26 protein-coding genes are annotated in these 25,048 nt (G+C 61.8%); 7 read left to right on the top strand and 19 right to left on the bottom strand.

Annotation, left to right across the window (positions count from 1 at the left end; translation table 11 throughout):
- Positions 1-208 precede the first annotated feature (208 nt).
- The 4 genes from manA to FHU29_RS00310 all read right to left on the bottom strand — a co-directional run bounded on the left by manA (position 209) and on the right by FHU29_RS00310 (position 4,486).
- Positions 209-1,453 carry a mannose-6-phosphate isomerase, class I gene (manA, locus tag FHU29_RS00325; protein ID WP_064440655.1) on the bottom strand — a complete coding sequence of 415 codons (1,245 nt, stop codon included), beginning with the start codon at positions 1,451-1,453 and terminating at the stop codon, positions 209-211.
- Complete coding sequence (locus FHU29_RS00320) at positions 1,453-2,613, bottom strand: hypothetical protein (protein WP_064440759.1); 1,161 nt, start codon at positions 2,611-2,613, stop codon at positions 1,453-1,455. Before FHU29_RS00320 ends, manA begins: the two co-directional genes overlap by 1 nt.
- 100 nt (positions 2,614-2,713) lie before the next feature.
- Positions 2,714-4,081 (bottom strand): phosphomannomutase/phosphoglucomutase, encoded by a 1,368-nt coding sequence (locus FHU29_RS00315; RefSeq protein WP_064440654.1) that lies wholly within the window; start codon positions 4,079-4,081, stop codon positions 2,714-2,716.
- A gap of 84 nt (positions 4,082-4,165) precedes the next feature.
- A complete protein-coding gene (locus FHU29_RS00310; protein WP_423785854.1) occupies positions 4,166-4,486 on the bottom strand; it encodes a DUF3499 family protein in 321 nt (106 codons plus the stop codon).
- A gap of 163 nt (positions 4,487-4,649) precedes the next feature.
- On the opposite strand from FHU29_RS00310, the gene FHU29_RS00305 reads away from it, so the two are divergent.
- The gene (locus FHU29_RS00305; RefSeq protein WP_260151894.1) at positions 4,650-5,177 is read left to right on the top strand and encodes a metallopeptidase family protein; all 528 of its coding nucleotides are present in this window, start codon (positions 4,650-4,652) and stop codon (positions 5,175-5,177) included.
- 275 nt (positions 5,178-5,452) lie between these two features.
- On the opposite strand, the gene FHU29_RS00300 is transcribed toward FHU29_RS00305, so the two are convergent.
- Positions 5,453-5,710, bottom strand: coding sequence for a WhiB family transcriptional regulator (locus tag FHU29_RS00300; RefSeq protein WP_013808593.1), 258 nt, complete (start codon positions 5,708-5,710; stop codon positions 5,453-5,455).
- Between the two features lie 493 nt (positions 5,711-6,203).
- Here FHU29_RS00300 and cofD point away from each other — a divergent pair, with 493 nt between their 5' ends.
- From cofD to FHU29_RS00285, 3 genes are read left to right on the top strand one after another with little or no spacing between them, the layout of a single operon-like run.
- Positions 6,204-7,205, top strand: a complete 1,002-nt coding sequence (gene cofD / locus FHU29_RS00295; RefSeq protein WP_064440652.1) for a 2-phospho-L-lactate transferase — start codon at positions 6,204-6,206, stop codon at positions 7,203-7,205.
- Positions 7,202-8,548 (top strand): coenzyme F420-0:L-glutamate ligase, encoded by a 1,347-nt coding sequence (locus FHU29_RS00290; protein ID WP_064440651.1) that lies wholly within the window; start codon positions 7,202-7,204, stop codon positions 8,546-8,548. Before cofD ends, FHU29_RS00290 begins: the two co-directional genes overlap by 4 nt.
- Positions 8,548-9,102 (top strand): NUDIX domain-containing protein, encoded by a 555-nt coding sequence (locus FHU29_RS00285; RefSeq protein WP_064440650.1) that lies wholly within the window; start codon positions 8,548-8,550, stop codon positions 9,100-9,102. The genes FHU29_RS00290 and FHU29_RS00285 overlap by 1 nt, the downstream gene beginning before the upstream one ends.
- A gap of 6 nt (positions 9,103-9,108) precedes the next feature.
- Here the strand turns inward: FHU29_RS00285 and manB are convergent, their stop codons facing one another.
- From manB to rfbD, 3 genes are all read right to left on the bottom strand, one after another.
- Positions 9,109-10,188: a mannose-1-phosphate guanylyltransferase gene (manB, locus tag FHU29_RS00280; RefSeq protein ID WP_064440756.1), complete on the bottom strand. Its 1,080-nt coding sequence runs from the start codon at positions 10,186-10,188 to the stop codon at positions 9,109-9,111.
- A gap of 68 nt (positions 10,189-10,256) precedes the next feature.
- A complete protein-coding gene (locus FHU29_RS00275) occupies positions 10,257-11,144 on the bottom strand; it encodes a glycosyltransferase family 2 protein (protein WP_064440755.1) in 888 nt (295 codons plus the stop codon).
- Positions 11,145-11,199: 55 nt separating this feature from the next.
- Positions 11,200-12,060, bottom strand: a complete 861-nt coding sequence (rfbD, locus tag FHU29_RS00270; RefSeq protein ID WP_064440649.1) for a dTDP-4-dehydrorhamnose reductase — start codon at positions 12,058-12,060, stop codon at positions 11,200-11,202.
- A gap of 281 nt (positions 12,061-12,341) precedes the next feature.
- On the opposite strand from rfbD, the gene FHU29_RS00265 reads away from it, so the two are divergent.
- Positions 12,342-13,820 carry an LCP family protein gene (locus FHU29_RS00265; RefSeq protein WP_064440648.1) on the top strand — a complete coding sequence of 493 codons (1,479 nt, stop codon included), beginning with the start codon at positions 12,342-12,344 and terminating at the stop codon, positions 13,818-13,820.
- Positions 13,821-13,835: 15 nt separating this feature from the next.
- Positions 13,836-14,552, top strand: coding sequence for a TIGR03089 family protein (locus FHU29_RS00260; protein WP_064440647.1), 717 nt, complete (start codon positions 13,836-13,838; stop codon positions 14,550-14,552).
- A gap of 3 nt (positions 14,553-14,555) precedes the next feature.
- Here the strand turns inward: FHU29_RS00260 and FHU29_RS00255 are convergent, their stop codons facing one another.
- The 8 genes from FHU29_RS00255 to FHU29_RS00220 form a co-directional block, all read right to left on the bottom strand.
- Positions 14,556-14,939 (bottom strand): hypothetical protein, encoded by a 384-nt coding sequence (locus FHU29_RS00255; RefSeq protein ID WP_064440646.1) that lies wholly within the window; start codon positions 14,937-14,939, stop codon positions 14,556-14,558.
- 10 nt (positions 14,940-14,949) lie between these two features.
- On the bottom strand, positions 14,950-15,852 hold the full coding sequence (locus tag FHU29_RS00250; protein ID WP_064440645.1) for a pseudouridine synthase: 903 nt from the start codon (positions 15,850-15,852) through the stop codon (positions 14,950-14,952).
- On the bottom strand, positions 15,845-16,714 hold the full coding sequence (gene trhO / locus FHU29_RS00245) for an oxygen-dependent tRNA uridine(34) hydroxylase TrhO (protein WP_064440644.1): 870 nt from the start codon (positions 16,712-16,714) through the stop codon (positions 15,845-15,847). The genes FHU29_RS00250 and trhO overlap by 8 nt, the downstream gene beginning before the upstream one ends.
- A 96-nt stretch (positions 16,715-16,810) precedes the next feature.
- Positions 16,811-17,512: a response regulator gene (locus FHU29_RS00240; protein WP_064440643.1), complete on the bottom strand. Its 702-nt coding sequence runs from the start codon at positions 17,510-17,512 to the stop codon at positions 16,811-16,813.
- A gap of 13 nt (positions 17,513-17,525) precedes the next feature.
- Entirely contained in the window at positions 17,526-18,743 is a 1,218-nt protein-coding gene (locus FHU29_RS00235; RefSeq protein WP_064440642.1) for a sensor histidine kinase, read from the bottom strand.
- An 11-nt stretch (positions 18,744-18,754) separates the two neighbouring features.
- Positions 18,755-19,915, bottom strand: a complete 1,161-nt coding sequence (locus FHU29_RS00230) for an acyl-CoA dehydrogenase (protein ID WP_064440641.1) — start codon at positions 19,913-19,915, stop codon at positions 18,755-18,757.
- Positions 19,916-19,964: 49 nt separating this feature from the next.
- On the bottom strand, positions 19,965-20,483 hold the full coding sequence (gene purE / locus FHU29_RS00225) for a 5-(carboxyamino)imidazole ribonucleotide mutase (protein ID WP_269747848.1): 519 nt from the start codon (positions 20,481-20,483) through the stop codon (positions 19,965-19,967).
- Positions 20,484-20,485: 2 nt separating this feature from the next.
- Positions 20,486-21,730 (bottom strand): 5-(carboxyamino)imidazole ribonucleotide synthase, encoded by a 1,245-nt coding sequence (locus tag FHU29_RS00220; RefSeq protein ID WP_064440753.1) that lies wholly within the window; start codon positions 21,728-21,730, stop codon positions 20,486-20,488.
- 136 nt (positions 21,731-21,866) lie between these two features.
- On the opposite strand from FHU29_RS00220, the gene FHU29_RS00215 reads away from it, so the two are divergent.
- Positions 21,867-22,424, top strand: coding sequence for a GtrA family protein (locus tag FHU29_RS00215; protein ID WP_064440640.1), 558 nt, complete (start codon positions 21,867-21,869; stop codon positions 22,422-22,424).
- Here FHU29_RS00215 and FHU29_RS00210 read toward each other — a convergent pair.
- The 3 genes from FHU29_RS00210 to FHU29_RS00200 are packed head-to-tail and all read right to left on the bottom strand — an operon-like array spanning position 22,421 to position 25,046.
- The gene (locus tag FHU29_RS00210) at positions 22,421-23,740 is read right to left on the bottom strand and encodes a sensor histidine kinase (RefSeq protein ID WP_064440639.1); all 1,320 of its coding nucleotides are present in this window, start codon (positions 23,738-23,740) and stop codon (positions 22,421-22,423) included. The two genes, FHU29_RS00215 and FHU29_RS00210, sit on opposite strands and share 4 nt — an antisense overlap.
- Before the next feature lie 18 nt (positions 23,741-23,758).
- Positions 23,759-24,442, bottom strand: a complete 684-nt coding sequence (locus tag FHU29_RS00205) for a response regulator transcription factor (RefSeq protein WP_041452191.1) — start codon at positions 24,440-24,442, stop codon at positions 23,759-23,761.
- A gap of 46 nt (positions 24,443-24,488) precedes the next feature.
- Entirely contained in the window at positions 24,489-25,046 is a 558-nt protein-coding gene (locus FHU29_RS00200) for a PH domain-containing protein (protein WP_064440638.1), read from the bottom strand.
- Positions 25,047-25,048 lie beyond the last annotated feature (2 nt).

Genomic DNA, 25,048 nt, shown 5'->3' with positions numbered 1-25,048 from the left:
CATCATGCCTAACTATGTCTACGTGCTAGACCCCGATGTCGTAGCAACTCGTTCACTTGACTATAGCGGCATAAACGTTCGCTAGCTAGACACGAAGGGCCTATTTGTCTAAACTGAATCGGTACAGCTGCTAGCTGCAGCTAGCAGTTCCGCGGGGAAACTGCAGCAAAACCCAGTGAAATCGAGCACTAGACCATTGCAGCGCTTGCTACCCAACTGCAGGCACGAGAGCCCTGAACACCTGGGTTCGGGCCGTGTGGGCGTGCAGAATGACTTCCGGATCTTGCGCTGGAACCCAGAGCGCGCCCCCCTGCGGCACATCGATCTCCTCAGATCCACAGCGGGCTGTGACGCCGCCCCGGGTGCACACCAGGATCTGCGGGCCCGGATCTATCAGCCCGAGTGACACGCTGTGATGTAGTCCAGTTGCATCGAGTTCAATCCGTGACAGGCGGAATTCAGGCGCCGGTGTGTCATAGATGTACTCAGCGGTACCTCCTGGGCTCGCGTTGTGCACTGACACAGGAAGCGCATCTGACGGTGAGAAGTCGAGCACGCGGAGAAGTTCGGCTACATCAACATGCTTCGGTGTCATTCCGCCGCGCAGAACATTGTCGGAGGTGGCCATCACTTCCACACCCATGCCATGCAGATAGGCGTGCAAGCTTCCAGCTGTAACGTACAGCCCTTCGCCTGGAGCTAACTCGGCATAGTTGAGCAGAGACGCGGTCAGCACGCCTGCATCGCCCGGGTAGTGTTCTGCCAGCTCAAGTAGCATCTGTGCTTCTCGCCTGAAAGGGCCGTTCTTCGCCCCCTTGAGGTGACGCACACAACCGTCGGTCAGGTCGTCCAGCAACGTTCGCAGGGGCTGTTGAGGCAGGGTGATCCAGGTCGTGAAGAGCGCCCGCAGTCCCGCCGAGTCTGGCTGTTCAGCGAGCATGTCGCAGTACGGCTTCATTGCAGGCCCCGCCAGCTCGGTCAGCAGTTTGGCAGTTCGCACGGGATCGCGGAATCCCGCCAGCGCTTTGAAAGGCGTCAGGGCAACGACCAGTTCCGGTTTGTGATTGTCATCTTTGTAATTGCGATGCGCGGCGCCAAGGGCGATGCCGGCACGGTTCTCGCGGGCGAAGCCCTCCTTCGCCTGCTGGAGGCTCGGATGCGCCTGCAAAGACAACGGCTCTTCCGCCGCAAGGACTTTCAGGAGGAAGGGAAGTTTTTCTCCGTGCTCAGAGGCCACCCGCTTTCCGAGCGTGGCCCCGGGATCCGCACCGATCGCTTCGATGAGGCTGACGCGGTCGCCGTCGCTGACCACCCAGGCCGGGTCAGCCGGGTGTGCCCCCATCCAGAGTTCCGCCTCAGGGTGGGGAGCAGGCGTCGGCACCCCCCGCAACTCGGCAAGTGATGTCCTCGATCCCCATGCGTAATTCCGGATAGGGCATTCGAGCAATCGCACTAGTGAGACCCCACCATCTGCACATACACTGCGGCCATTTCGAGCCGCGACGCAAGAACCATCAGTTCACACAGTTCCTTCATCTTCCCTCTATCGGACTGCTCTTCCGCGCCGGATGATCGACTTCCTTCCCGAGGAAGACCGTGTTGTAGCTCCACACCCGGCAGCTTCCCGTCCGCTGCATGTTCGGGCACGACTAGCACCGCGTTACCGCGAAGCAGGGCACTTCGGCGCTCAGCCTCTGCACGACCGCGATTAGTCGCAAGGAGGAGGACACGAAGCGGAGCGACGGGCGGTGGCCCATCGAGCTGCGGATCGTGAAAGATCGGATCGAACCCCGGCGGAACACTAACTGACGCTAACACCGGCAGACCGCTGAGCACATCCGCGAGATCTGCATCAGGTGCGAGCTGACCCCCAATCCGCACGAATATCTGCGACGCGTGGGAGGCGATCGCGCGACTGGCAGCCGAATCCGCCGCAATCACGACACGGTGATTCGTTACCTTCTCGACTAGAGACTTCGCTGGGTTCTCGTAAGTCTCACGCTGAGGATGATTCAGAAGCGCCTCATGGTCGAGGGCATCTGCGCACGCCATCAGGTCGATCTGCACCCCGTCGTGCAGGGATCCTTCCAGGGCTGCGAGAACTGTCGCGATAGCTGCGATGTAACCAGCCATCGCAAACGGATCTGGCACGACCACGCGCGGGGGGAGCGTGATCGCCCTGCCCGAGCCGGCCGCCTGCAGGGGCCCGCCTTCGGGTGCCACCACCACAACCTCGCATCCGTGGCGTACGGCCCGGTCGACCGATTCGACGAGAACCGGATCCCCGGCGTCGTCACCTGCAAGAATGACTACGTCGAGCGGCCCAACCCAGGATGGCGCATGATCGGCCGCTACCACGGGCACAGCGAATTGCCGCGCAAACGCCGCGCTTACGGTTTCGACCGCGCTGAGCGCCGATCCGCGCCTTGCTACGAGGACGAGACTCCGGGGCCGGGAGGTAGACAGCGCCGCCAGCGCGCCCTCCTCGGCTGCGACCGCCGCGGCCCGAACCTGGGCGCCCGACAGGGCAGCACTGCGGAGCAGTCCCTCCCGGTCAGCTGCCAACAGCCCGTCCGCATCATCTAGCCCAACGCCTGGCAGTAGTGTGTCCATCGAAGCCACCCCTCTCCAGTGCGTTCGGCCTAGTTGGACAAAGCGTCAACTAGGGGCTCGAGCTGCTTCACTTCTTATTATCGTCTCTTCCCTTGGTGTATTACCGGCGTACGATCGCTAAAACCTCATTTGTGATCTCTCGGACGCGCTCGCTGTTTTGCGCCTCGACATTGAGCCTCAACAATGGCTCCGTGTTCGAGGCGCGGAGGTTGAACCACTCGCCGCTCTCGAGGTCGATGGTGAGTCCATCAAGCCAGTCGACCTGCGTCGCCCGGTGCTTGAATTCACTGGCGACAGCTTCCATCCGCTCTCGCGCATCTGGCACAGTCGAGTTGATCTCCCCCGAGGCTACGTACCGTTCATACTCTGCCATGAGTCCGGACAGGGGACGCTCCTGTTCGCCTAGCGCTGACAACACGTGCAGCGCCGCGAGCATGCCTGAATCTGCGCCCCAGAAGTCCCGGAAATAGTAGTGCGCAGAGTGCTCACCGCCGAAGATCGCTTGGGTCTCTGCCATCGTCTGCTTTATAAAAGAGTGACCGACCCGGGTTCGCACCGCTCGCCCGCCGCGTTCTGTGACGAGTTCTGGGACGGCACGCGACGTGATCAAGTTGTGAATGATTGTGCCGCCCGGCTCCTTCAGGAGTTCACGACCCGCGACAAGCGCGGTCACTGCCGATGGCGAGACGGCTTCGCCCCGTTCATCGACGACGAAACACCGATCAGCGTCGCCATCGAACGCCAGCCCGATGTCCGCACCGGTCTCCCTGACGAACTTCTGCAGATCGACCAGATTGGCGGGGTCAAGCGGGTTGGCTTCATGGTTGGGGAAAGAGCCGTCGAGTTCAAAGTAGAGCGGCTTCAAATCAACGTTGAGCGATCTGAAGACCGCCGGGACCGTATAGCCGCCCATCCCATTGCCAGCATCGACAGCGACGGTGAGCGGCCGAAGCCGCTCCAAGTCAACGAGACTGCAAACGAATGCCGCATAGTCGTCGAGCACTTCCCGCTTGGTGAGGCGCCCAGGGGCACCGTCGTAGTGCGGGACACCTTCGACTACCTCGCCGGAAATCTGCGCGAGACCGGTGTCCTGTCCTACGGGCTTTGCCCCTGCACGACATAGTTTGATCCCGTTGTACTGGGCAGGGTTGTGGCTCGCGGTGAACATCGCACCCGGGCATTCGAGACGACCGGAGGCAAAGTAGAGCGCATCCGTAGAAGCGAGGCCGATGTGCACCACGTCGAGTCCCTGCGCCATCACACCCTCGGAGAACGCTTCCACCAGCCCCGGGGAGGACTCGCGCATGTCATGCCCGACGACGACGCGCTGAGCGCCTTCGTCACGAACCAGCCGGGAAAAGGCGCCGCCGACGTCGCGGACGAAGGCTGCGTCGATCTGTTCTCCGACTACACCACGAACGTCGTATGCCTTGATCACCGAGTTCACGGCGTCGGCCGAACGACTCATCTAGAACACTCCTGTCAGCACTGAACAGCCCGGGTTTTGAGTCAGCCTAGCTGCAGTTAACTACAGGCGTGCGATAAGGAGCCGTCAGAAAACGGGGGATTCGACACCCGGCGCTGGAAGCGACCGCAGATGCGACCGACGCGACTGCGTTTCACGATACAGCGGCTCGTCGCCCCGTGGGTCCAGGTCCATGTCGCCCGGGACTGCACGGTCCCCCGCCTCCGGAATGGACTCCGCCGGTATCGCGTCGACAGGTGACCAATGCCGGATCAGCTCCCAGTTGCGCGGCGCGGTGATCCGCAGCGCATGAGCTTCACATAAATCCCACGAGTGCGGACCATCGCTGTCCGTAAGTGGCTCAACAACGGCGACAGACTCTGCGTATACATAAGTCAGCGTTGCCACTGCGGGGCCTTTGCACCCTGGTTTACAACAGCGCCGCACGATACTCACAAGACTGGAGGCTAACGCGCCGGAGCCAACAATCGCGCGATTGACGCGGCGAGTCTCAACCTCGTGTCGAGGTGTCGCCCCTTTGCGCCCCGTGGCCGGGCGGTAAAGTGCCGCCATGAACCGAAAGCGCGCCGTCCCTCCGCGAAGCTCTGCACGAACCCCGCACGGCGACGCGTCCCCGGTCGCGGCGGCACGCAGACGGTCTACCCGAGCGATTGAAAGACGTGGCCGCGGATTACGCGGCAGGCTCGTTCAGCAATCCGTACCCACGTGGAAGTCACGCGCACAGAAGTTTGATGCTGTTGCACTCGCAGCGTTCGAGCCGATCGAAGTCCGATGGCACAAACGCCTCGGGGAGCTCGATATCGCCGTCGATGAGGTGCCGATGATCCGTGCGCTCAATCCTGAATCTGTGACGTGGCCGCCTGAGATCGTTGCTGATGGTCCGGTGCCCCTGTCTCGCCTTGTTCCTGCAGGGATCGACAAGCGAGGACAGGCAACGCGTGCCCGCATTGTGCTATTTCGCCGCGCACTCGAACTAAGGGCGGAAACTGCGGAAGAACTCACGCAGCTTGTTCACGACATCCTCGTCGAACAGGTGGCGACTTACCTCGGACTATCTCCTGACGAGGTGGATTCGTAAATCCGGCATTACGGGCAGAACGATCGCGTCGATTTGCCGACCCTTTCACAAAGAAGGGCGCAGGGGTTGTAATTAGCTTACCTACATAAATATTTCGGGAATTCGCCTATCGAGTCACGTTGAGATACGCGGCGATGCACTGCACCCAAGGACTCAATTGCGAAATAGGAACCGGAAAGCGTTACAGCACGATCGCAATGAATTCCGGGAAATTGCGATTCTCTCAGCAATCTCACAGATACCGTGCGGGTGCATCAAGCAATCGAGCCGGACGTTCAGACGATCCCGCGCTTGAGGCGGCGACGCTCACGCTCAGACAGTCCGCCCCAGATGCCGAACCGCTCGTCGTTCGCCAATGCGTACTCCAGGCACTCATCACGTACTTCGCAGCCGAGGCAGATCCGCTTCGCTTCCCTGGTAGAGCCACCTTTTTCTGGGAAGAATGCCTCAGGGTCTGTCTGCGCGCAGAGGGCACGGTCCTGCCACTCCTCATGAACGACCTCAAAGAGATCGTCGAACTCCGCCTCGACCAAACTCAGGCGCGGCCGGCCCTCTTCACCACGCCCACGCGTTGCATCAACGGCAATCCCGGCAGCCACCCCGGCTTCCGGCATTCCGTCACTGGATGAATTAGTCAACATTGATGTGGATGGTTCGCTGAATCCCTGAAAGTGCGGCATAGTCTGTATCCCCAACCTGTTGTCGCGCACTGATGGCAATGAAGTTCACGGTGCCGGACGTCTTAACGCGTGGCGCCGCACAGATGGACAGCCCCATCCAAGTTCCGCACGGCCCCTGTGCGGTGTTCGCCCCATGTCATGGAGTGAATGACACATGTGTGATTAGACACTTTTTCGGCGGACTCCGCAAGTAAACGGAAAAGATTCCCTACCACTTCTCACCCCTATCATGAATGACGACACGGACAGCAAATGAAGGTATGCCGAATTCATACCGTTCCGCAGCCGCCGGTACACCGCCGCCCGAGCGGGCGGCGCCCCCGAAAACCACGTAGGCTGTCACTCCGTGAAGCTGACAGTCCTCGCCGGTGGAGTTGGCGGTGCACGATTCCTCGTCGGCGCCCGAGAGGTGCTGCGACCCGGTTTCGACCCCAGGAATGATACGAGCGTACCAGAAATAGGCGATCACAAGATCACTGCGATCGTGAACGTCGGCGATGACGCGTGGATGCATGACCTGCGCCTCTGCCCCGACCTAGACAGCTGCATGTACACCCTCGGTGGTGGTATCGATGCGGAACGCGGGTGGGGCCGCGCGAACGAAACGTGGAATCTCAAAGCTGAACTCGCAGCCTATGGAGCGAAGCCGGACTGGTTCGGCCTCGGCGACCGCGATGCAGCCACGCACCTCATTCGCAGCCAGATGCTCCGCGCCGGCTACCGGCTGTCTGCCATCACCGAGGCATTGTGCAAACGGTGGAACCCCGGCGTGCATCTGATGCCCGTCAGCGACGACCGCTGCGAGACTTACGCGGTCATCACCGACCCTGAAGACGCCAGCCAGCGGGCGATACATTTCCAGGAATGGTGGGTGCGTCACCGCGCACAGGTCGAAACACACAGCTTCGTCTATATCGGCGCCGAGGACGCCTCCCCAGCTCCCGGTGTCCTCGATGCCATTTCGGAAGCAGATGTGATCTTGATCGCACCCTCCAACCCGGTAGTGAGCATCGCCCCGATTCTTGCCATCCCTGGTGTGCGCGGAGCGCTCCGAACTGCTTCTGCTCCAGTCATCGGCGTCTCCCCCATCATCGGCGGGGCACCTCTGCGCGGCATGGCAGATACCTGCCTGCGAGTGATCGGTAGTCAACCTACCGCGCAAGCAGTCGCGGAGTACTACGGCGCACGCAGGGAAACAGGGATCCTCGACGGGTGGCTAGTGCATCCCGGTGATTCGGCAGAAGTACCAGGAGTCACATCCCGCACTACTCCTATCCTCATGAGCAGCACTGCTGCGACAGCAGCAATCGTGAGCGAGGCACTGGAAGTGGCAGGGGTGCGCCCGTGACACATTTCGACCATGCGTCGGCTGACGACTTGCGGATCATCCCCGTACGGGGCATTCCCGAGATAACGTCCGGCACCGACCTCGGGCGAGCCCTCGCAGACGCGGCGCCGTGGCTCGAAGATGGCGACATAATCGTCGTCACGAGCAAAGCGGTGTCCAAGGCCGAGGGGCGTATCGTCCAGGCTCCATCCGACCCGGATGATCGAGATGTGCTGCGCCGCAGTCTCGTCGAGCGGGAAGCTGTGCGTGTTCTCGCCCGTTTCGGGAGAACTCTCATTACCGAGAATCGGCTCGGAATCGTCCAGGCTGCATCCGGTGTGGACGGTTCGAATGTCGCGACCAACGAACTAGCACTTCTGCCCGAGGATCCAGATGCAAGCGCCGCAGAGATTCGCGCGCGCATCAAACAGATACTCGGTGCCGACGTTGCTGTCATCGTCACAGATACGATGGGCCGAGCGTGGCGCCTCGGCCAAACCGACGCCGCGATCGGGGCGTGCGGTCTGCGAGTCCTCCACGCCTATGCTGGAGCACACGACGACTACGGTAACGATCTTCTCGTTACCAGCGTCGCGGTTGCGGATGAACTCGCAGCCGCCGCTGATCTCGTCAAAGGAAAGCTCACCGCGACTCCGGCAGCTGTTATTCGCGGATTCTCAACGGTCGACGACGGTTCATCTGCCCGCGATCTGATCCGTGGCGGCGAGGAAGATCTCTTCTGGCTCGGAACCAGTGAAGCGCTCGAACAGGGCCGGCAGGAAGCATTGCTGGTGCGCCGCTCCGTGCGTGAGTTCACCGACGAACCGGTCGACGCCAACGTCCTCCGCGAAGCCTTTGGCGATGCGCTCACCGCGCCAGCCCCTCATCACACGCGCCCAGTTCGCTTCATCTGGCTGCGGACACCAGAGACGCGCATCCGGCTTCTCGATGCGATGCGCGTAGCGTGGCGTCAGGATCTCACGAATGACGGTCTCTCGGAGAAGGCGATCGAGCGGCGGTTAGCGCGCGGGGAAATCCTTTATCGCGCACCAGAAGTCGTCATCCCCTTCCTCGTCCCCGAAGGTGCCCACGACTATTCTGACGCTGCGCGCCGAAACGCCGAGACGACGATGTTCACCGTCGCTGTCGGTGCCGCGGTCCAGGGTCTGCTGGTTGCTCTCGCGGTTCGGGGAATCGGGAGTTGCTGGGTAGGATCGACCATATTCGCGCCTACCGTCGTCCGGTCAGAACTCGGCCTCAACAGCGACTGGATGCCGCTCGGCGCGATCGCACTCGGACACCCCAGTTCGCCGCTGTCTGTTCGGCCACCGCGCGAAACTGATGAGCTCGTTTGGGAACTGTAATGTCCTCTCTCCATGCCTCAGCCAGCTCCGCTCTGCGTGACTTCCGCGCCCCGACCACGGAACAGGACTCGGTGCGGCACACAATGCTTGCGTTCCTGGACTCAGCGCCGGACGGCTGCCTCCGCAAACACGCGCCCGGACACATCACTGCATCGAGCCTTGTGATGACGGAGGATCGGACGCGCGTACTGCTGACACTGCATCCTAAGGTCGGCCGGTGGATTCAGCTCGGCGGACATTGCGAGGAGACCGACGCGACCATACATGCGGCTGCGCTGCGCGAGGCGGAGGAAGAATCGGGGATAGTCGGGCTCCGTCTTGATCCGCGCGTGCTTGGACTACACACACATCCAATAACGTGTTCGCTCGGCGTACCCACCCGTCACCTTGATGTTCGTTTTCTGGTGTGGGCGCCTGCCACTGCGGAAATCGCACGCAGCGAAGAGTCCGTGGACCTAGCTTGGTGGCCGGTCGCAGACCTCCCACCGAATGCCGAGCACGACACGATCAGCCAGCTCATCACCTTCGCAGAAAGCCACGAGAGCCTCATTTAGCGGCTGCTACACGTCGGTGGAGAACCGCAGCCCGCCGTCGGGAATGATCACCCCGGGCCAGACGCGCGCGCCACCCACCAGTTCGCAGCGAGCACCAATCTGGGCTCCGTCACCGATGACGGCGTCCCGGACAAGTGCGCGCGGGCCGACGTGGACACCGAATCCGATGATCGACCGTTCGACGACCGCACCCGCGTCAACTTTGGCTCCGTCGAACACCACCGCACCGTCTACGCGGGCACCAGCGCCTATCTCCGCACCGCGGCCGACCACTGTTCCGCCCATCAGCAGGGCACCCGGCGCAACACCTGCGCCCTCGTGAACCAGGAATTCCCCGCTTTGCCCGTTGAGCGCAGGCGAGGGCGCGATTCCCCGAACCAGGTCAGCCGAGCCGCGGACGAAGTCCTCTGGGGTACCCATGTCACGCCAGTACGCCGCGTCGACATGGCCGTAGACCTTCGCCCCATCGGTCAGCAATTTCGGAAAGACTTCTCGCTCCACGGAGACGGGCCGGTCAGCCGGGATCTGTTCGACCATCTCGCGGCTGAACACGTAGCAGCCCGCATTGATCTGGTCTGTAGGTGGGTCCTGCGTCTTCTCGAGGAACGCGGTGACACGCCCCTCCTCATCGGTGGGGACACAACCGAAGGCACGCGGATCACCTACCCGCACGAGATGCATCGTGACATCGGCATTTTTCTCGCGGTGTGTCCGCAACACCGCGAGGGGATCAGTGCCACCGAGCACATCGCCGTTGAACACGAGGACCGTATCGCCCCGGAGCTTCGGCAACACATTCCGAATGCCTCCACCGGTACCGAGTGGTTCATCCTCCATCACGTAATCGATCTCAAGACCGAGTCCGGACCCATCGCCGAAATATTCCTCGAACACCTCAGCTTTGAAGGATGTCCCAAGCACGACGTGTTTGATTCCGGCGGCCTTGATACGAGACAGCAGATGCTGAAGAAACGGAAGGCCTGCAGTCGGGAGCATCGGCTTAGGCGCCGAAAGTGTGAGGGGACGCAGCCGCGTGCCTTTGCCGCCAACGAGGATCACAGCATCGGTACCGTCCGCCAGGGACAGGTCCGTTTCCCGATTCTCGCTCGCAGCGGTCGAAGCAGCACCAAACCGAAAAATCTGGCCGACCACTCTCAGCTCACTTCCTTCCGACTGTCTCGTTCGCTTCGCAGCGCGGCAGCGACCACAACCTTTGACCGCGCCCTCAGCCCGCCACGCAGTGCCGCCCGCAGCGGCGCCTGCCACCAGTGGGGATGCCGATCAGCCTGGAATCGGTACGCGCTTTCATGATGGGCTGGCAGCATTATCTCGGGATGCCGGCCAGCCGCGTGCCCTTTTGCGTGGGTTATCTCAGCACCGGGCACGTAGACGTTCAGCCAGCCCTCCTTGCCCAACCGGTCACCTAGGTCCACATCCTCCATGTACATGAAGTAGCGGGAATCGAATCCCCCCACCGAGTCGAAAGCGGCCCGACGCAGGAGCAGACACGATCCAGACAGCCAGCCCACCGCACGTTCGGTGATCCGCTCATTCTCCTGCCGGTACTTGCGCGTCCACGGATTGCCGGGCCACACCGATCCGAGAACAGCATGCGCACCGCCGGCGAACAGGGTGGGCACCTGGCGAGCAGAGGGGTACACCGACCCGTCCGTGTTGCGGATCAGAGGTCCGAGCGAACCAGCACGCGGCCATCGCCCAGCTGCCGCAAGTAGCACGTCGATCGCGCCCATACTCCATCTGATATCCGGATTGGCGACAACGATGAACTCCACGGCAGGATCGACCTCCGCCACCGCCCGGTTGACTGCAGCTCCATAACCAATGTTCGCCCCAGTTCGCAGCAGCCGCACCGTCGTCGGGTACTTCTCGGCAGCGGCTTCCGGCGCGCCATCAGTGGAGCCATTGTCGGCCAGAATGACCTCGGGCCGTTCCCGCGTCGCTACTGCGAGCGTCGAGAGAAAGGCGTCGAGGTGCGGACCGGGCGAGTAGGTCACGGTCACTACGGCGAGTCGGGAAGTCACGCGGTCACTGTAGCGGGCGTCGGCCATAATCGCCGTAATCCAGGCAACTCTGTCGTCACTGAGCACTGTGAACAGCGAGTGCGGCGTGCAGCGCGTCACGCCACGGCCGCAACGGTTCGAGCCCTGCCTCCCGCCAAGCCCGGTCCGAGAGGACCGAATACCGTGGGCGCGGCGCGGGCCGCGGGAACTCGTCGGTGGTGCATGGGCGAATCCGGTCCGGATCCGCTCCGATCTCCTCGAACACAGCTCTGGCGAGCTGATACCAGGTGGCTAGGCCGGAGTTCGCCGCATGCAGCGTCGTCACTGTTCTGCTCTGAGCCGTCGCGGCGAGCCGGAGCAAACCTTCCGCAAGGTCAGCAGCGTAGGTCGGTGATCCAACCTGATCGTCGACGACATTGAGGAATTCTCGTTCCGACTCAAGCCGTTGCATCGTCGCGACAAAGTCACTTCCTATGCCCGTGAAAACCCAGGAAGTACGAACGATCTGGGATGTCGGCGCCAGCGCATGCACTGCAACTTCGCCAGCCAGCTTGGTGCGGCCGTACACAGTTCTGGGGTTCTTCGGCGCATCGATCTCGTACGGCTCCATAGCGTCGCCGCCAAAGACGTAATCGGTCGACACGTGGATGAGGTGCGCACCCGTCGCGTGGCACGCCGCCGCGATATTCCCCGCTCCGCGCTCATTGATGTCGGCTGCGCGCCGGTGTTCCAGCTCGGCTTTGTCGACGGCCGTGTACGCGGCGCAGTTGATCACTACGTCCGGCCGCACATCGCCGAGCACGCTGTGCACCGACGCTTCAGCGGTGATATCGAGTTCGTTCGACGACATCCCGACGACGTCCAGGCCGGTCGTTGCGCCGCGTTGCACGATTTGCCGACCGACCTGGCCGCGGGCTCCTGTCACAAGGATTCGCACGCGAGTGGCTCCCTCCACAGATCTTTGTCAGTGTTACACGTCACGCACCGCCACGGAGCGCCGCCACCCAAACAAGGGGTGTCCTCGATAGTGTGTGAACCCAAGTTCCACATCGTTTAACCAGCGCCACCACCGCTCTGACTTGCCCTGCACTAGCTGAAAGGACTCTCGCTGTGCCGGAACGGGATCCGTCACCAAACCGGGGAAACCCTCCTCGCGATGGCGGTTACGGACGCGCCAGGCCGGCCACTCGTCAGGGCCCGCCGCCGAAGCCCCCGTTTGTGCGCCATCTTCAGATCGCGGTGGCGCTGCTGTCGGTATCGGTTCTTCTCATTACGGGCTTCGCATGGAAGCAGTTCGACTCATTCTCCTCCCGTCTCGCGACAGCCGCCGGCCTCAACTTGGGGAATGGCGAGGACGGGGCGATTGACATTCTGCTGGTGGGTATTGATAGCCGTACTGATGCGCACGGCGATGAGCTGTCAGACGAGGAACTCGAGCAGCTCCGGGCTGGAGACGTGGACGGGACAAACACCGACACAATCATCCTGATCCGAATCCCGGAAGACGGCGGTTCAGCAGCGGCCTTCTCAATCCCCCGCGACTCGTATGTCGAAATCCCCGAGGACGTGCCCGGCAAGGACTGGCCATCTAACCGAAAAGTCAAGATCAATAGCGTGTTCGGATCAACCCGCCACCAGGAACTTGTGCGCCTGGTTGAGCGGGAAGGCATGAGCCACGAAGAAGCGGAGCCTCGTGCGACCGCGGCGGGCCGCGAGGCTCTGGTCAGCACCGTCTCAGGTCTTACTGACATCACAGTCGACCATTACGCCGAGATCGGGCTGCTGGGCTTCATCCTCCTCACTGATGCTGTGGGTGGTGTCGAGGTGTGCCTCAACAATGCTGTCAACGAGCCGAAGTCCGGCGCAAACTTCCCGGCAGGGCGGCAGACCCTTGATGGGGCGGACGCGCTGAGTTTCGTCCGCCAGCGTGAGGGTCTTCCGGGTATGGATATTGGCCGTATTCACCGCCAGCAGGTGTTCATGGCGTCACTCGCACAGCGTGTGCTCAGCACGCAGGTACTCACGAACCCCACCGCACTCAACCGCCTATCTCAGGCAATCCAGCGATCCGTCGTTCTCGATTCCGAGTGGGACATCCTTGGCTTTGCGAAACAGTTCCAGGGTCTCGCGGTCGGCGATGTTCAATTCGAGACCATCCCGGTCGTGAGCATGAATTCCTGGAGCACAGATGGCATGCAGAGTGTGGTCGAAATCGATCCTGACCAGGTCCGCGAACGCATCGCTGAAGTGCTCGCAACCGACCCCGAACCAGAGGAAGAAGAGGTCCCCGACTTCGGATTCGACGCGTCTGAAGTCACCGTCAGTGTCGCGAACGCGAGCTTCATCGAAGGTCTCGCAACGCGTGTGTCCGACGAGCTCAATAGAGTCGGGTTCAGCCAGGGTGAAGTGGGCAATTGGCTCGGGCGCCCGACCCCGCAGAGCAAAGTGATTACGGCGGACGCGTCGAGCAAGTCCGCGCAGGCGATCGCCGAGCACCTCGGAGGTCTCGCTATCGAGCAGGATCCGAGCCTCGAAAAGAACCAGATCCAAGTGGTTCTGACCACACGCTACGACGGCCCCGGCGCCGAAGCTCCCCCGGATTCGGTGGAGGCAGCCGAGCAGTTCGTCGCAGGGGAAGAGGACGCTCCACCCCCGCCAATGACTGCCGACAACCCCGGACCTCCGTGCATCGACTAGGTGTAGGAATGAGGAATGACTCTCACCGACGATTTACTCGGCCCGATCCTCACCGCAGATCCAGCTGCTCCCCGAATCACCTTCTATGACGATGCGACCGGTGAACGCATCGAGTTGTCGGGCGTGACTCTCGCGAACTGGGCCGCGAAAACCGCGAACTTTCTTCGCGACGAGTTCATGCTTTCTACGGACGACAAAGTCGCAGTCCTTCTTCCGGCACACTGGCAAACAGCAGCAGTACTCCTGGGTTCCTGGTGGGCTGGCTGTGAAGTTGTGCTTGCCGCGGAAGAGGATGCCGATCTCACTTTCGCAACGAGCGACACGGTCGCCGCCGCCGGCACTGACGGGGAACTTGTCGTCCTTTCCCTAGACCCTTTCGGTCGCCCTGTTCCGGACCTGCCTCCAGGGGCCACCGACTACGCCTCATCAGTCCGCGTGCATGGCGACCAGTACCGGTCCTACGAAACCCCCAGTGGCCCCGTACTCGCTGGCCTCACCGCTCAGGAGGTCCTATCGCGCGCCCAGGCAGGTGCGGCGGGCCGGGGCTGGGTAGCGACGGACCGCATCCTGTCGACGCTCGACTGGACCGACGCAGAAGACATGATCACCGGCTTCATCTCGATCCTGGCGGTGTCCGCTTCACTCGTCCAGGTGGCAAACCTGGATCCGCGCGCCCTCGAGCGCAGGATCGCGACCGAGAAGGTGACCCACACGCTGGATAAGCAAGCCTAGCGTCTATCCCACATAACCACCGTCTTCGAGGCCCGCCTCGATCTCGAAACGGTTTCTCCCTCGCGGGTTGCGCAGCTCCTCGATCCAGTACCGGACGGGAAAAGTAAATCCATACCGCGCCCACTGATCCGCGTGCACCGATTCATGGCGGATCAGGCGCTCTGAGGGGGCTTTACCTGTGAGGAACACTCCACCAACCGTCGTACCTGCCCGGGCGAAACCCCCGCGCATGCCAGAGGCGATGAACAGTCGGCTGCGGCCCTCAAACCGCGGCTTCGAGCCGAGCATCCGCGCGTAGAGCAGCGCCAGCGCCGTCACCACGGTTGACTGCCAGCTGCTTCGCGCCGCTGCGCGCAGCGCGGAGAACCGCGGCCTCTCGTCACTCACGAAAGTGAGCCTAACTGGCAGGGATAGATAGTTGTTGCTGACTAGCGAAGTGTCTGGCTTCGTTGGTTAGCGGGTCGGTGAACTCGATCTCACGCGCGAGCAGCCGCAACGGCTGAGAGAAGTCCTCTCGTGTGACTGGCCGGTAATCCGGGTAATAGTTGTCACCCGAAATCGGGATGCCGAGCGACGCCATATGCAACCGCAACTGGTGTGTCTTACCCGTGATCGGATGAAGCCGGTACCGTGCGTACTCTCCTACGATCTCGGCGAGTTCCACAACGGTTTTACTGTTCGGTTCGCCCGGCACTTCCTCGGCCACCATCACACCTGACTGCTTCACGATCCGGCTCTGCACCGTCACGGGGAGGCGGACCGTCTCGTCATACCGGGCCACTGCCTCATAGGTTTTGGTGACTTCCCGGCGTGCGAAAAGGTCTTGGTAGGGCTGCCGGAAGCGCGGGTCTGCCACAAGTATCAGCACCCCTGCGGTCATCCGGTCGAGCCGGTGCGCCGGCGTGAGCTCCATGATTCCGGTTTGTCGGCGCGCCCGAACCAGCACTGTCTCGGTCACATGCTGTCCACGGGGAATTGTCGCCAGAAAGTGGGGCTTGTCGACTACGACGATCCGCTCGTCCTGGTGAAGCACTGTCAGGCTGAAGGGGACGGGAGGTTCCGGAACTGGTTCTCGGTAGTAATAGATCAGTCGTCCCGGCTGATAGGCGGTGTCCGGTGTGATCTTGCGGCCGTTCTGGTCTACCACCAGATCGCGATGTGATTGTTCAGTCCAGAAATCATCGGACCCTGGGAAACGTTCGATCAGGTAGCCGAACATCGTCACTGCCGGTGACCCAGGCTCGACACGAACCCGTGCGGGACCCAAACCGTCCCGGACTGGCAGCGGAAGCTTAGGCATGACCAGCAGGTATCTCGGCTGATGAGCAGCGTTCGCACACGAGCTTGAGATCGCGCCCCTCCGGGTCGGGGAAGTTCTCGAAACGGGAGGTAGGTGACGAGCACAGCGTGCATTGGCCAAGTGTTTTCGCCTGTGGCGAGAACGTCGTCGTCATCCGTCCGTCGAACACGTAGAGCGCGCCCTCCCACAGGCCACCATCACGGTACTGCTCGCCATACCGAACGATTCCGCCGTCAAGCTGGTAGACCTCGCTGAAACCACGATTTCGCATGAGCGCCGAAAGCACCTCACAGCGGACACCGCCCGTGCAGTACGTCACGACTGGCTTGTCCTTCAGATGGTCATAGCGCCCACTATCGATCTCTGCCACGAAGTCGCGCGTAGTTTCCGCCCGGGTCACCACCGCATCGCGAAACCGGCCAACTTCCGCTTCCATCGCGTTCCTGCCATCGAAGAAGACCACCTCGTCCCCGCGTTGTGCGACAAGGTCGTGCACACCTTGAGGACTCAAACGAGTGCCACCCCCGACAACGCCGCTGGTATCGACTTTGATCTCGCCGGGGACACCAAATGTCACGATTTCCTGCCGGACTTTCACAGTGAGCCGGGGGAAGTCGTTACCGGAGCCATCCGACCATTTGACGTCCGCATCGCGAAACGGCGCGTAGCCGCGCGTCGCCCTAACGTAGCGCTTGACCTGCGCTAATTCACCGCCAACCGTGACGTTGATTCCGTGCTGGGAAATGATGATGCGTCCCTTGAGGTCGTTCGCCTCGCACAGCGTGTGCTGCCACAGCCGGATCGCTTCCGGATCGGGCAGCGGCGCGAACACATAGAACAGCACGATTTTTGGGATCGACACGGCAACATTCCTTGAGGGCAGCAGGGTGACACGAACGCACGCCTATTGTGCCGGGTTCAGGCCTGAGGCTGAAAATCGTGACATCCACACGTGAGCTCAAACTCCACGCAACAGGTCTTCCGGCCGCACAAGGCCAGTCTGGAAAGCGAGGATCACCGCCTGCACGCGATCACGGGACTGCGTCTTCGCGAGCACGCGACCCACGTGCGTTTTCACTGTGGCTTCAGACACGAAGAACGTCTCGGCGATCTCGCTGTTGGATAGGCCCCGGCCCATTGCCGTCAGAATTTCGACCTCGCGAGGCGTGAGCTCCGCAGGGAGGGAGGGCCGCGTTTCACCCTGATCTGTTCCGTCACGAAGCAGCGGCCCAACGTGACGCAGCAGCCTCTGCGTGGCCTTCGGCGCCATCACAGCGTCGCCACGGTGCACGGTCCGGATCGCGGCGAGGAGCTGCTCAGGATCTGCGTCTTTCAGGAGAAAACCACTCGCACCGGCGCTGATCGCGTTCATGACATAGTCGTCGTTGTCGAACGTCGTCAGCACGACGACCTTGGGCGTGTCCCCCATATCCGTCAGGCGCCGAGTTGCGTCGATCCCATTGAGCCGCGGCATCTGGACATCCATCAGAACGATGTCACAGCCAACCCTGGCAATTTCCCGCACACCCTGTTCACCATCGGAGGCTTCGATGACCACGCTCATGTCAGGCTGCGAATCAATGACCATCCGGAAGCCCGCACGAACCAACTGCTGGTCATCAATGAGAGCAACGCGAATCTGGTCCCCGGGCACGGCCATAACGTAACAGAATTCAGCTAGCCAAGCGGTACGGCAGTGAGGCCCGCACTTCGTAACCACCACCCTCACCGGGACCCGCCGAAACCGAGCCACCGTACAGCTGGGCGCGTTCCTTCATCCCGAGCACACCCTGCCCTGGCGCCTCGGGCTTCGGGAGTATTCCAGCGAGACCACGACCGTCGTCTGTGATCGTGACTGTCAGTTCGCTCTCCCCCCAAGACAACCGCACCTCAGCTGTCGCCATGGGGCCCACGTGCTTGAGCACATTCGTGAGCGATTCCTGCACGATGCGGTAAGCGGTAAGAGCCGCGCCCGTCGAGATTTCCCGAGGCGAACCGGTGACCCGCAGCGTCGTCGATACGCCGCTGCGACGGTAATCCTCTAGAAGCGGCGGTATATCGTCAATCCCTGGCGCACTTGCCAGATCTCGCGAATCCCCCTCCCGCAGCACAGCAAGCAAGGCGCGCATATCGGTCAGCGCTTGTCGTCCCGTGGACGAGATTTGGCTGAGAGCGTCAACCGCTGCGTCCGGATTCGTCGCCCCCGCATACCGCCCACCGTCTGCTTGCGCGATCACGACAGTCAGTGAGTGAGCCACGATGTCGTGCATTTCGCGGGCAATCCGCGTGCGCTCCTCAACCGCGGCGAGTTTCATTTCCTGTTCCCGCTCGAGCTCGAGGAGTCGCGCTCGTTCGGTGAGTCCAGCTACTTCATTGATACGGAACCGACGGATCATGCCGAACGTCCACACAACAGTGATGAGGATGACGGCGAACACGACGTTCGCGATTCTCGCCTGCATCGGCGCGCCCTCGTAGGTATTGAGCACGCCCATGATGCCCATGCCCAACGCACCGGCCACGATTCCGGCTCTGGCGGCCAGCGTTGAGCCGTACGCTGCAAGTCCATACGCTGCGAAAAGAACGCCAACTGCTGCGGGCCGCGGTTCGCCAATCAGCGCGAGGCTAGCGTACGCGAATACCGCGACCGTGAAGCCGGAAATTTCGGGATTCCGGCGGCGCCATGCGAGAGGCACGGTCATACCGAGCGCGAGCACCAGCTCAAGCAGCCGATCGGCGGTGGCGAGCACGCCCAGCAGCCCGAAAAGCGACACGAAGATAGCGATGCCGACGTCGATCCGCATCGCGTTCCGCCGCGACCATGCGAACCAGCGCGACACGAAGGACCCGTCGGCGGCTTTTCCAGCGGCCGGAACCGACGGCCCAGCCATGCGTGGTCCTCTCAGCGGAGAAGCGAGCGCGACATGACGAGGCGCTGAATCTGGTTGGTGCCCTCGTAGATCTGAGTGATCTTGGCGTCGCGCATCATGCGCTCGACTGGGAAATCACGCGTGTATCCGGCACCACCGAACAATTGCACCGCATCTGTGGTGACCTCCATCGCCACATCCGAGGCGAAGCATTTCGATGCGCTCGAGATGAATCCGAGGTTGTGCTCACCACGCTCAGCGCGTGCTGCGGCGTGGTAAACCATCAGCCGAGCCGCCTCGAGCTTCATCGCCATATCAGCGAGCATGAATTGCACACCCTGGAACGACGAGACCGCTGAACCGAATTGCTTGCGGTCCTTTACGTACGCGATTGCCGCGTCTAGCGCGCCCTGGGCAATGCCCACCGCTTGCGCACCGATCGTCGGACGGGTGTGGTCGAGCGTCTGCAACGCGGTTTTGAATCCAGTTCCGGGCTCACCAATGATGCGGTCGCCAGGGACGCGGCAGTTCTCGAAGTAGAGCTCCGCGGTCGGGCTGCCCTTGATCCCCAGCTTCTTTTCCTTGGGACCGACAACAAAGCCTTCATCATCCTTATGCACCATGAACGCGGAGATGCCACTCGAACCGAGATCTGCATCGGTTACCGCCATCACGGTGTACCAGGTGGACTTGCCCCCGTTAGTTATCCAGCACTTGCTGCCGTTGATGATCCAGTCGTCGCCGTCTTCTTTCGCGCGAGTACGCATCGCAGCGGCATCAGAGCCTGCTTCGCGCTCGGAGAGCGCGTACGAGGCCATCGCTTCTCCGGACGCGAGCGAGGGGAGTACCTGCTGCTTCAGTTCGTCGGATCCGCTGAGGATCAAACCCATCGTGCCGAGTTTGTTGACTGCCGGAATCAGCGAGGATGAGGCGCACACACGCGCGACCTCCTCGATGACGATGCAAGTCGCGACAGAGTCAGCACCCTGACCGTCATATTCCTCCGGCACATGAACTGCGTTGAAACCGGATGCTGTGAGTGCTGCTAGTGCTTCTTCAGGGAAGCGTTCATTCTCGTCGACATCTGCCGCGTGAGGAGCTATCTCCTTTTCGCACAGCGCTCTGATCGCCGAACGCAACTCGTTATGCTCGTCGGCGAGCTGAAAGAGATCGAAGTCCGGGTTACCAGCCATTCCTGCAGCTCCTTGCGGTTGGATACATCACGGCCGTCTGGCCTGAATCCTAGCCCAGGAGCTTCCGCCGCAATGCGTCATCCTTATCCAGAACCATCTTTTCAAGTCCATCCTGGAAACTGGTCATTTTTTCCTGCAATTGCACATCTGCCGCAGCGAGAATCCGCACGGCAAGCAGCCCCGCGTTCTTCGCGCCACCGATCGAGACCGTCGCGACCGGTACGCCTGCAGGCATTTGCACGATGGAGAGCAGCGAGTCCATGCCGTCGAGATACTTCAGGGGTACTGGAACGCCGATTACCGGCAGCGGCGTGGCCGATGCCACCATGCCTGGAAGGTGCGCCGCACCGCCCGCGCCCGCGATGATCACCTTGATGCCACGTGCAGCCGCGCTCTTCGCGTAATCCAGCATCCGCTGCGGCGTGCGGTGCGCCGAAACGACCCCCACTTCGAACGGAACGCCGAACTCCGCGAGAGCTTCCGCGGCGGCCTCCATCACCGGCCAGTCCGAATCGCTGCCCATGATCAGACCCACCTGCGGACCTGGGGTTGTGTGCTGTGCCGCCACCGTTACTGCTCCTCAAAAGTTGCTGTATGCGAATTCCACCCATCGGCCCACACACCGTGGGAAAGCCAGTGCGCGGCGAGTTCTGCGCGGTTACGGACCGATTCGACGTACTCAGTATCGTCGGGTGACCCTCCCGGGGCACCGAGAACGTTCACATGACCAAGTTTCCGGCCCGCCCTCTCCCCTTTTCCATAGAGGTGCACCTTCGCGTCTGGCATTCGTGCGCACAGGTGGTGGACGCGCTCATCCATGCTCATCGCTGGAGGCTCCGCAGCACCGAGCACATTCGCCATCACCGTCACAGGCGCGGTGGGGCTTGTGTCCCCGAGTGGATAGTCGAGCACAGCGCGGACATGCTGCTCGAACTGCGAGGTTCGGGCGCCATCCATAGTCCAGTGCCCCGAGTTGTGTGGCCGCATCGCAAGTTCATTCACGAGGATCCTGCCATCACTCGTCTCGAAGAGCTCGACCGCGAGGCAGCCGGTGACACCCAATTCCTCCGCGATTCTGAGGGCGAGTTGCTGCGCTTCTGACGCGCGGGCTGTAGGCAGCTCAGGTGCGGGGGCGATCACCACCGCGCACACGCCGTTACGCTGAACCGTTTCGACAACCGGCCACGTAGCGCCCTGCCCGAAGGGCGAATGCGCGACCATCGCGGAGAGCTCGCGGCGCATGTCCACTTTCTCCTCGACGAGCAGAGACACGCCGGCAGCGAGCTGATCTGAGACGATCTTCGCCGCTTCATCCGCTGTCTCGGCGACCCAGACGCCCTTGCCGTCGTAACCTCCGCGCGTAGCTTTGACGACGACGGGGAAACCGTGTTCCGCACCGAAGGCGGTCACGTCCGCAGCCGAGTCGACTGCCGCAAACGGAGGCACAGGAGCACCGATACTCGCGAGTTTTTCCCGCATCACCAGCTTGTCTTGGGCATGGATCAGCGCGGTTGGTGGGGGCTGGACATTCACCCCTTCACTAATGAGGGTCTCGAGGTGGCCGGGCGGAACATGTTCATGGTCAAACGTCAGAACGGTCGCCCCATCTGCTGCTTTACGCAGGGCTTCGAGGTCGTCGTGGCGGCCAAGGACGACGTCCCGGCATATGAGCGCCGCCGACTCTTCGGGTGACGCGGCGAGGACGCGCAACGACTGACCGAGGGCGATCGCGGCCTGGTGGGTCATTCGTGCAAGCTGTCCGCCACCGACCATTAGTACGGTCGGGAGCTGGGAACTCTGACGCTGGTAGGCGATATCAGCACGCGGCTGGCTGAACTGGTCTGTTACCACGATTGTCCATGGTGACAGAAGAGCCGCGGTGAGCGTAATTCCGTGATGTCACCCACCGAACCGGGTTAGCCCGCGAGGTCATTCAGTAGACTGCGATCTTGTGTCCCTGGCAGACGTCGTCATCTCGCGAATTCCGCACCCTTTCCGGGGTTTCGCAATCCAGCACCGCGAATTCATCAAGTTCGCGATCGTCGGCGGGACGACATTTATCTTCGACATGGCGATCTTCTACACCCTCAAGTTAACGATTCTCGCCGATAATCCAGTAACCGCGAAGATCATCGCTGGCGTGATGGCCGTCATCTTGTCGTACGTACTCAATAGAGAATGGTCTTTCAAGAACCGCGGCGGGCGCGAGCGGCACCACGAAGCGTTCCTCTTCTTCGTGGTCAGCGGCATTGGGGTCGTGATCGCGTTCATCCCACTATGGGTCTCGTCCTACGTCCTCGAACTCAGGGTTCCCAATGTCTCTCTGACAACCGAAAACATCGCGGATTTCATCAGCGCCTACTTGATCGGAAATATCCTCCAGATGCTGTTCCGTTTCTGGGCGATGCGCAGGTACGTTTTTCCCGACGAATTCGTCGCCACCGCTGGATCCGCAGTTATTCTGCCCACGCCGGAAGATTTGTTCGAAGAGGAGCTGGGCCACGCTTAGCGAGGCTCGCCGCCTGTGCTGTGAACCACTCTCCCGCGACGTTGCTCAGCGCCAGATTCGACAAAAAGGGCAAATACGGCTGGTTTGCGCTGTTGTAGCTCCATACGACCACCGTCGGCTTCAACCAGGGCACGGGCGAGGGCGAGCCCAACTCCGGATGAACCACCCCCGGAGAATCCTCTTTCGAAAATCCGGGGGGCAATGTCATCGGGAATTCCCTGCCCTTCATCGGCAACCTCGACAACTACCATCTCGCGACGGTCTCCGGACGACCGCACATTGCGTACGCGGATCGTGCATGTTCCCGCCCCGTATCTGAGGGAGTTGTCGATCAGCACCGACACTGCCTCGCGAAGCCGTGATGCGGTAGCTCTGGCAGTGACACCTGGGCTGCCTTCGAGGGTGACGCGGCGGCGCTCCTTCTGAAACGGTGCGGACCAATCCGAGACGAGCTTGCCGAGTTCGTCTACGACCTCAAGGGGCGCTGAGTCGTCGAGACTGTGGTCACGCGACGCCCGGACAAGATCGTCAACCGCTTGCGACAACCGGTCGACCTGCCCCAGCGCCTCAGTTGCTTCCGCGACCACGTACGAGTCGTGGTGCTCAGCGAGTTCATCTAGGCGCAGCCGGATTGCGGTCAGACGGCTGCGGAGCTGGTGGGACACATCGCCAACGAGCGTGCGCTCGCGCTGGAGGCGTTCCGCTATTTCGACGCTCGCCGCATCCAGCACCTCCGAGACCCTGTCGAGTTCGGGGATGCCGTGGCGGCGGGGATCTGGACGGAAGTCACCTGCTCCAAGCCGTGCGGCGCGGGCCGCGACGTCACTGAGCGGGTCAGACAGCCTGCGGGCGGTCAGCTGGGCAACTACAGAACCGGCGCCGATCGACAGGATAAGGAGACCCCCGACGACCGCGATAGCCTGCCATTGCGCGGCCCGCATCTCGTCTGGAGGGATTTCCAGGCGAAGCGACCCCGATACACCAAGAGACAACGACTCGACGATCGCCTGCTCCACAAATTGCTCACCTACGGAAGCTCGTGAGGCGCTGTCGAGTGGCGTCGGATAAATAACCTCGAGCCTGCCGCCAGGGGGCACCACCAGCCGTAGCGGTTCCGTGTCGAGTCGCCCCTGGATCAGGCCCTCTTGTCCCTGCTGGCTGAGCACCTCGGTCGCCATCTGGTCGAGACGGACCTTCATATCCTCTCGAGTGAACTCCTCGACGATGCGCCAGGCGCTGAGCAGCAAAGGCACTCCGAGAAGCATCGCCACCACAACGACAACCGCGACAGTGGAGAGCAAGATGCGGCGATTCACTGGTCTTCCGCCTGGCGGCTAGTCAGCATTGAACCGGAATCCGACGCCACGGACGGTCGAAATCCGGCGGCCCAGTTCCCGGCCTTCATCACCGATCTTCCGGCGCAGCCACGACATGTGCATGTCGAGCGTCTTGGAACCTCGGAGGTCAACGTCTCCCCAGACCTCCCGCTGAATCTGATCCCGGGATACGACCTCGCCCGCGTGTTCCATCAGGAGCTTCAGCAGCTCGTATTCTTTGTTTGCCAGGGAAAGCTCTTTTCCCTCCAGCAGAACACGGCGTGCCGGCTTGTCGAGGAGGAGTCCACCGATCTCGATGGACGCTTCATCGCTGGCCCCGCCATGCCTGCGCAGCAACGCGCGGACTCGCGCGAGGAGCTCGGCAAGCCGGAACGGCTTCCCCACGTAATCGTCGGCACCCGCATCGAGGCCAACCACAAAGTCAACCTCGTCTGTGCGCGCGGTAAGCATCAGCACCGGCACATCGAGCTTGTTCGACCGGATCTGCCGACATACCTCAAGGCCGTCCATTCCGGGGAGGCCAAGATCCAGCAACAGCAGGTCCCAGGTGCCTGTTAACACCTGTTCCAGCGCGTCGTCGCCGTTGGGGGCGATACGCACCTCGTAGCCTTCGCGTTCAAGCGCCCTGGACAGCGGCGCGGCGATTGCTTCGTCATCTTCGGCGAGCAGCACGGATCTCACGAACACCAGGTTAGAGTTTCTGCGCGGATTCAGCGCGTTACGTGGCCTACTTGGCTTTGAGGAGTCCGAAGAAACGTCGCCCCTTGGGCGCCGTTCCGGCACCAAAAACATGTTCGTACAGCACTGCGTGGGCGTCGCGAACGGCAGGCAGGTGTGCGAACTCAAAGGGTGGCTCACCAACTGGTGAGATGATCAGTGTTCCTGTTTTTGCCAGACGGTCGGTGAACCCGCAGTGAAATCGCACGCCAGCTACACGCTGCAGCGGAATATCGAATCCACGTCTCGACAGCAGGCCTTCGCGCACCGCAATCCGCTGGTCAGTGATGATCAGCACAGTCCGCCACCAACTGACGTATGGGCGGAAAAACTTGGCGATCGCAGTGATCAGCCACACAAAAATCACGAACAGAATCGCGATGCCCCGGATGCCTGCCGGAGCACTCACTTCGATCAGACCGATCAAGGCACCCGCGATAGCAGTAGCAGCGATCATCCACGCAGCGGGTCCAAGCAGCATTTTCCAATGCGGGTGCCGCTGCATCAGCACGAGTTCTTCGCGTGCTGATGATCGTCCCCCGCGGAAGGGGCCACCCAGAAAAGCCATGC

The organism is Hoyosella altamirensis, assembly GCF_014191505.1.
In the GTDB taxonomy this organism is placed as follows: domain Bacteria; phylum Actinomycetota; class Actinomycetes; order Mycobacteriales; family Mycobacteriaceae; genus Hoyosella; species Hoyosella altamirensis.
Note: the sequence above shows the minus strand (reverse complement) of the source record. Positions and strands in the feature narration are given on the sequence as shown.

Excerpts from the sequence above, each read along its gene's own strand:
- FHU29_RS00320 (WP_064440759.1), bottom strand. The coding sequence starts at position 2,613 with ATGGACACACTACTGCCAGGCGTTGGGCTAGATGATGCGGACGGGCTG.
- FHU29_RS00315 (WP_064440654.1), bottom strand. The coding sequence starts at position 4,081 with ATGAGTCGTTCGGCCGACGCCGTGAACTCGGTGATCAAGGCATACGAC.
- FHU29_RS00305 (WP_260151894.1), top strand. The coding sequence starts at position 4,650 with ATGAACCGAAAGCGCGCCGTCCCTCCGCGAAGCTCTGCACGAACCCCG.
- FHU29_RS00285 (WP_064440650.1), top strand. The coding sequence starts at position 8,548 with ATGTCCTCTCTCCATGCCTCAGCCAGCTCCGCTCTGCGTGACTTCCGC.
- FHU29_RS00260 (WP_064440647.1), top strand. The coding sequence starts at position 13,836 with ATGACTCTCACCGACGATTTACTCGGCCCGATCCTCACCGCAGATCCA.
- FHU29_RS00250 (WP_064440645.1), bottom strand. The coding sequence starts at position 15,852 with ATGCCTAAGCTTCCGCTGCCAGTCCGGGACGGTTTGGGTCCCGCACGG.
- FHU29_RS00240 (WP_064440643.1), bottom strand. The coding sequence starts at position 17,512 with ATGGCCGTGCCCGGGGACCAGATTCGCGTTGCTCTCATTGATGACCAG.
- FHU29_RS00235 (WP_064440642.1), bottom strand. The coding sequence starts at position 18,743 with ATGGCTGGGCCGTCGGTTCCGGCCGCTGGAAAAGCCGCCGACGGGTCC.
- FHU29_RS00230 (WP_064440641.1), bottom strand. The coding sequence starts at position 19,915 with ATGGCTGGTAACCCGGACTTCGATCTCTTTCAGCTCGCCGACGAGCAT.
- FHU29_RS00200 (WP_064440638.1), bottom strand. The coding sequence starts at position 25,046 with ATGGCTTTTCTGGGTGGCCCCTTCCGCGGGGGACGATCATCAGCACGC.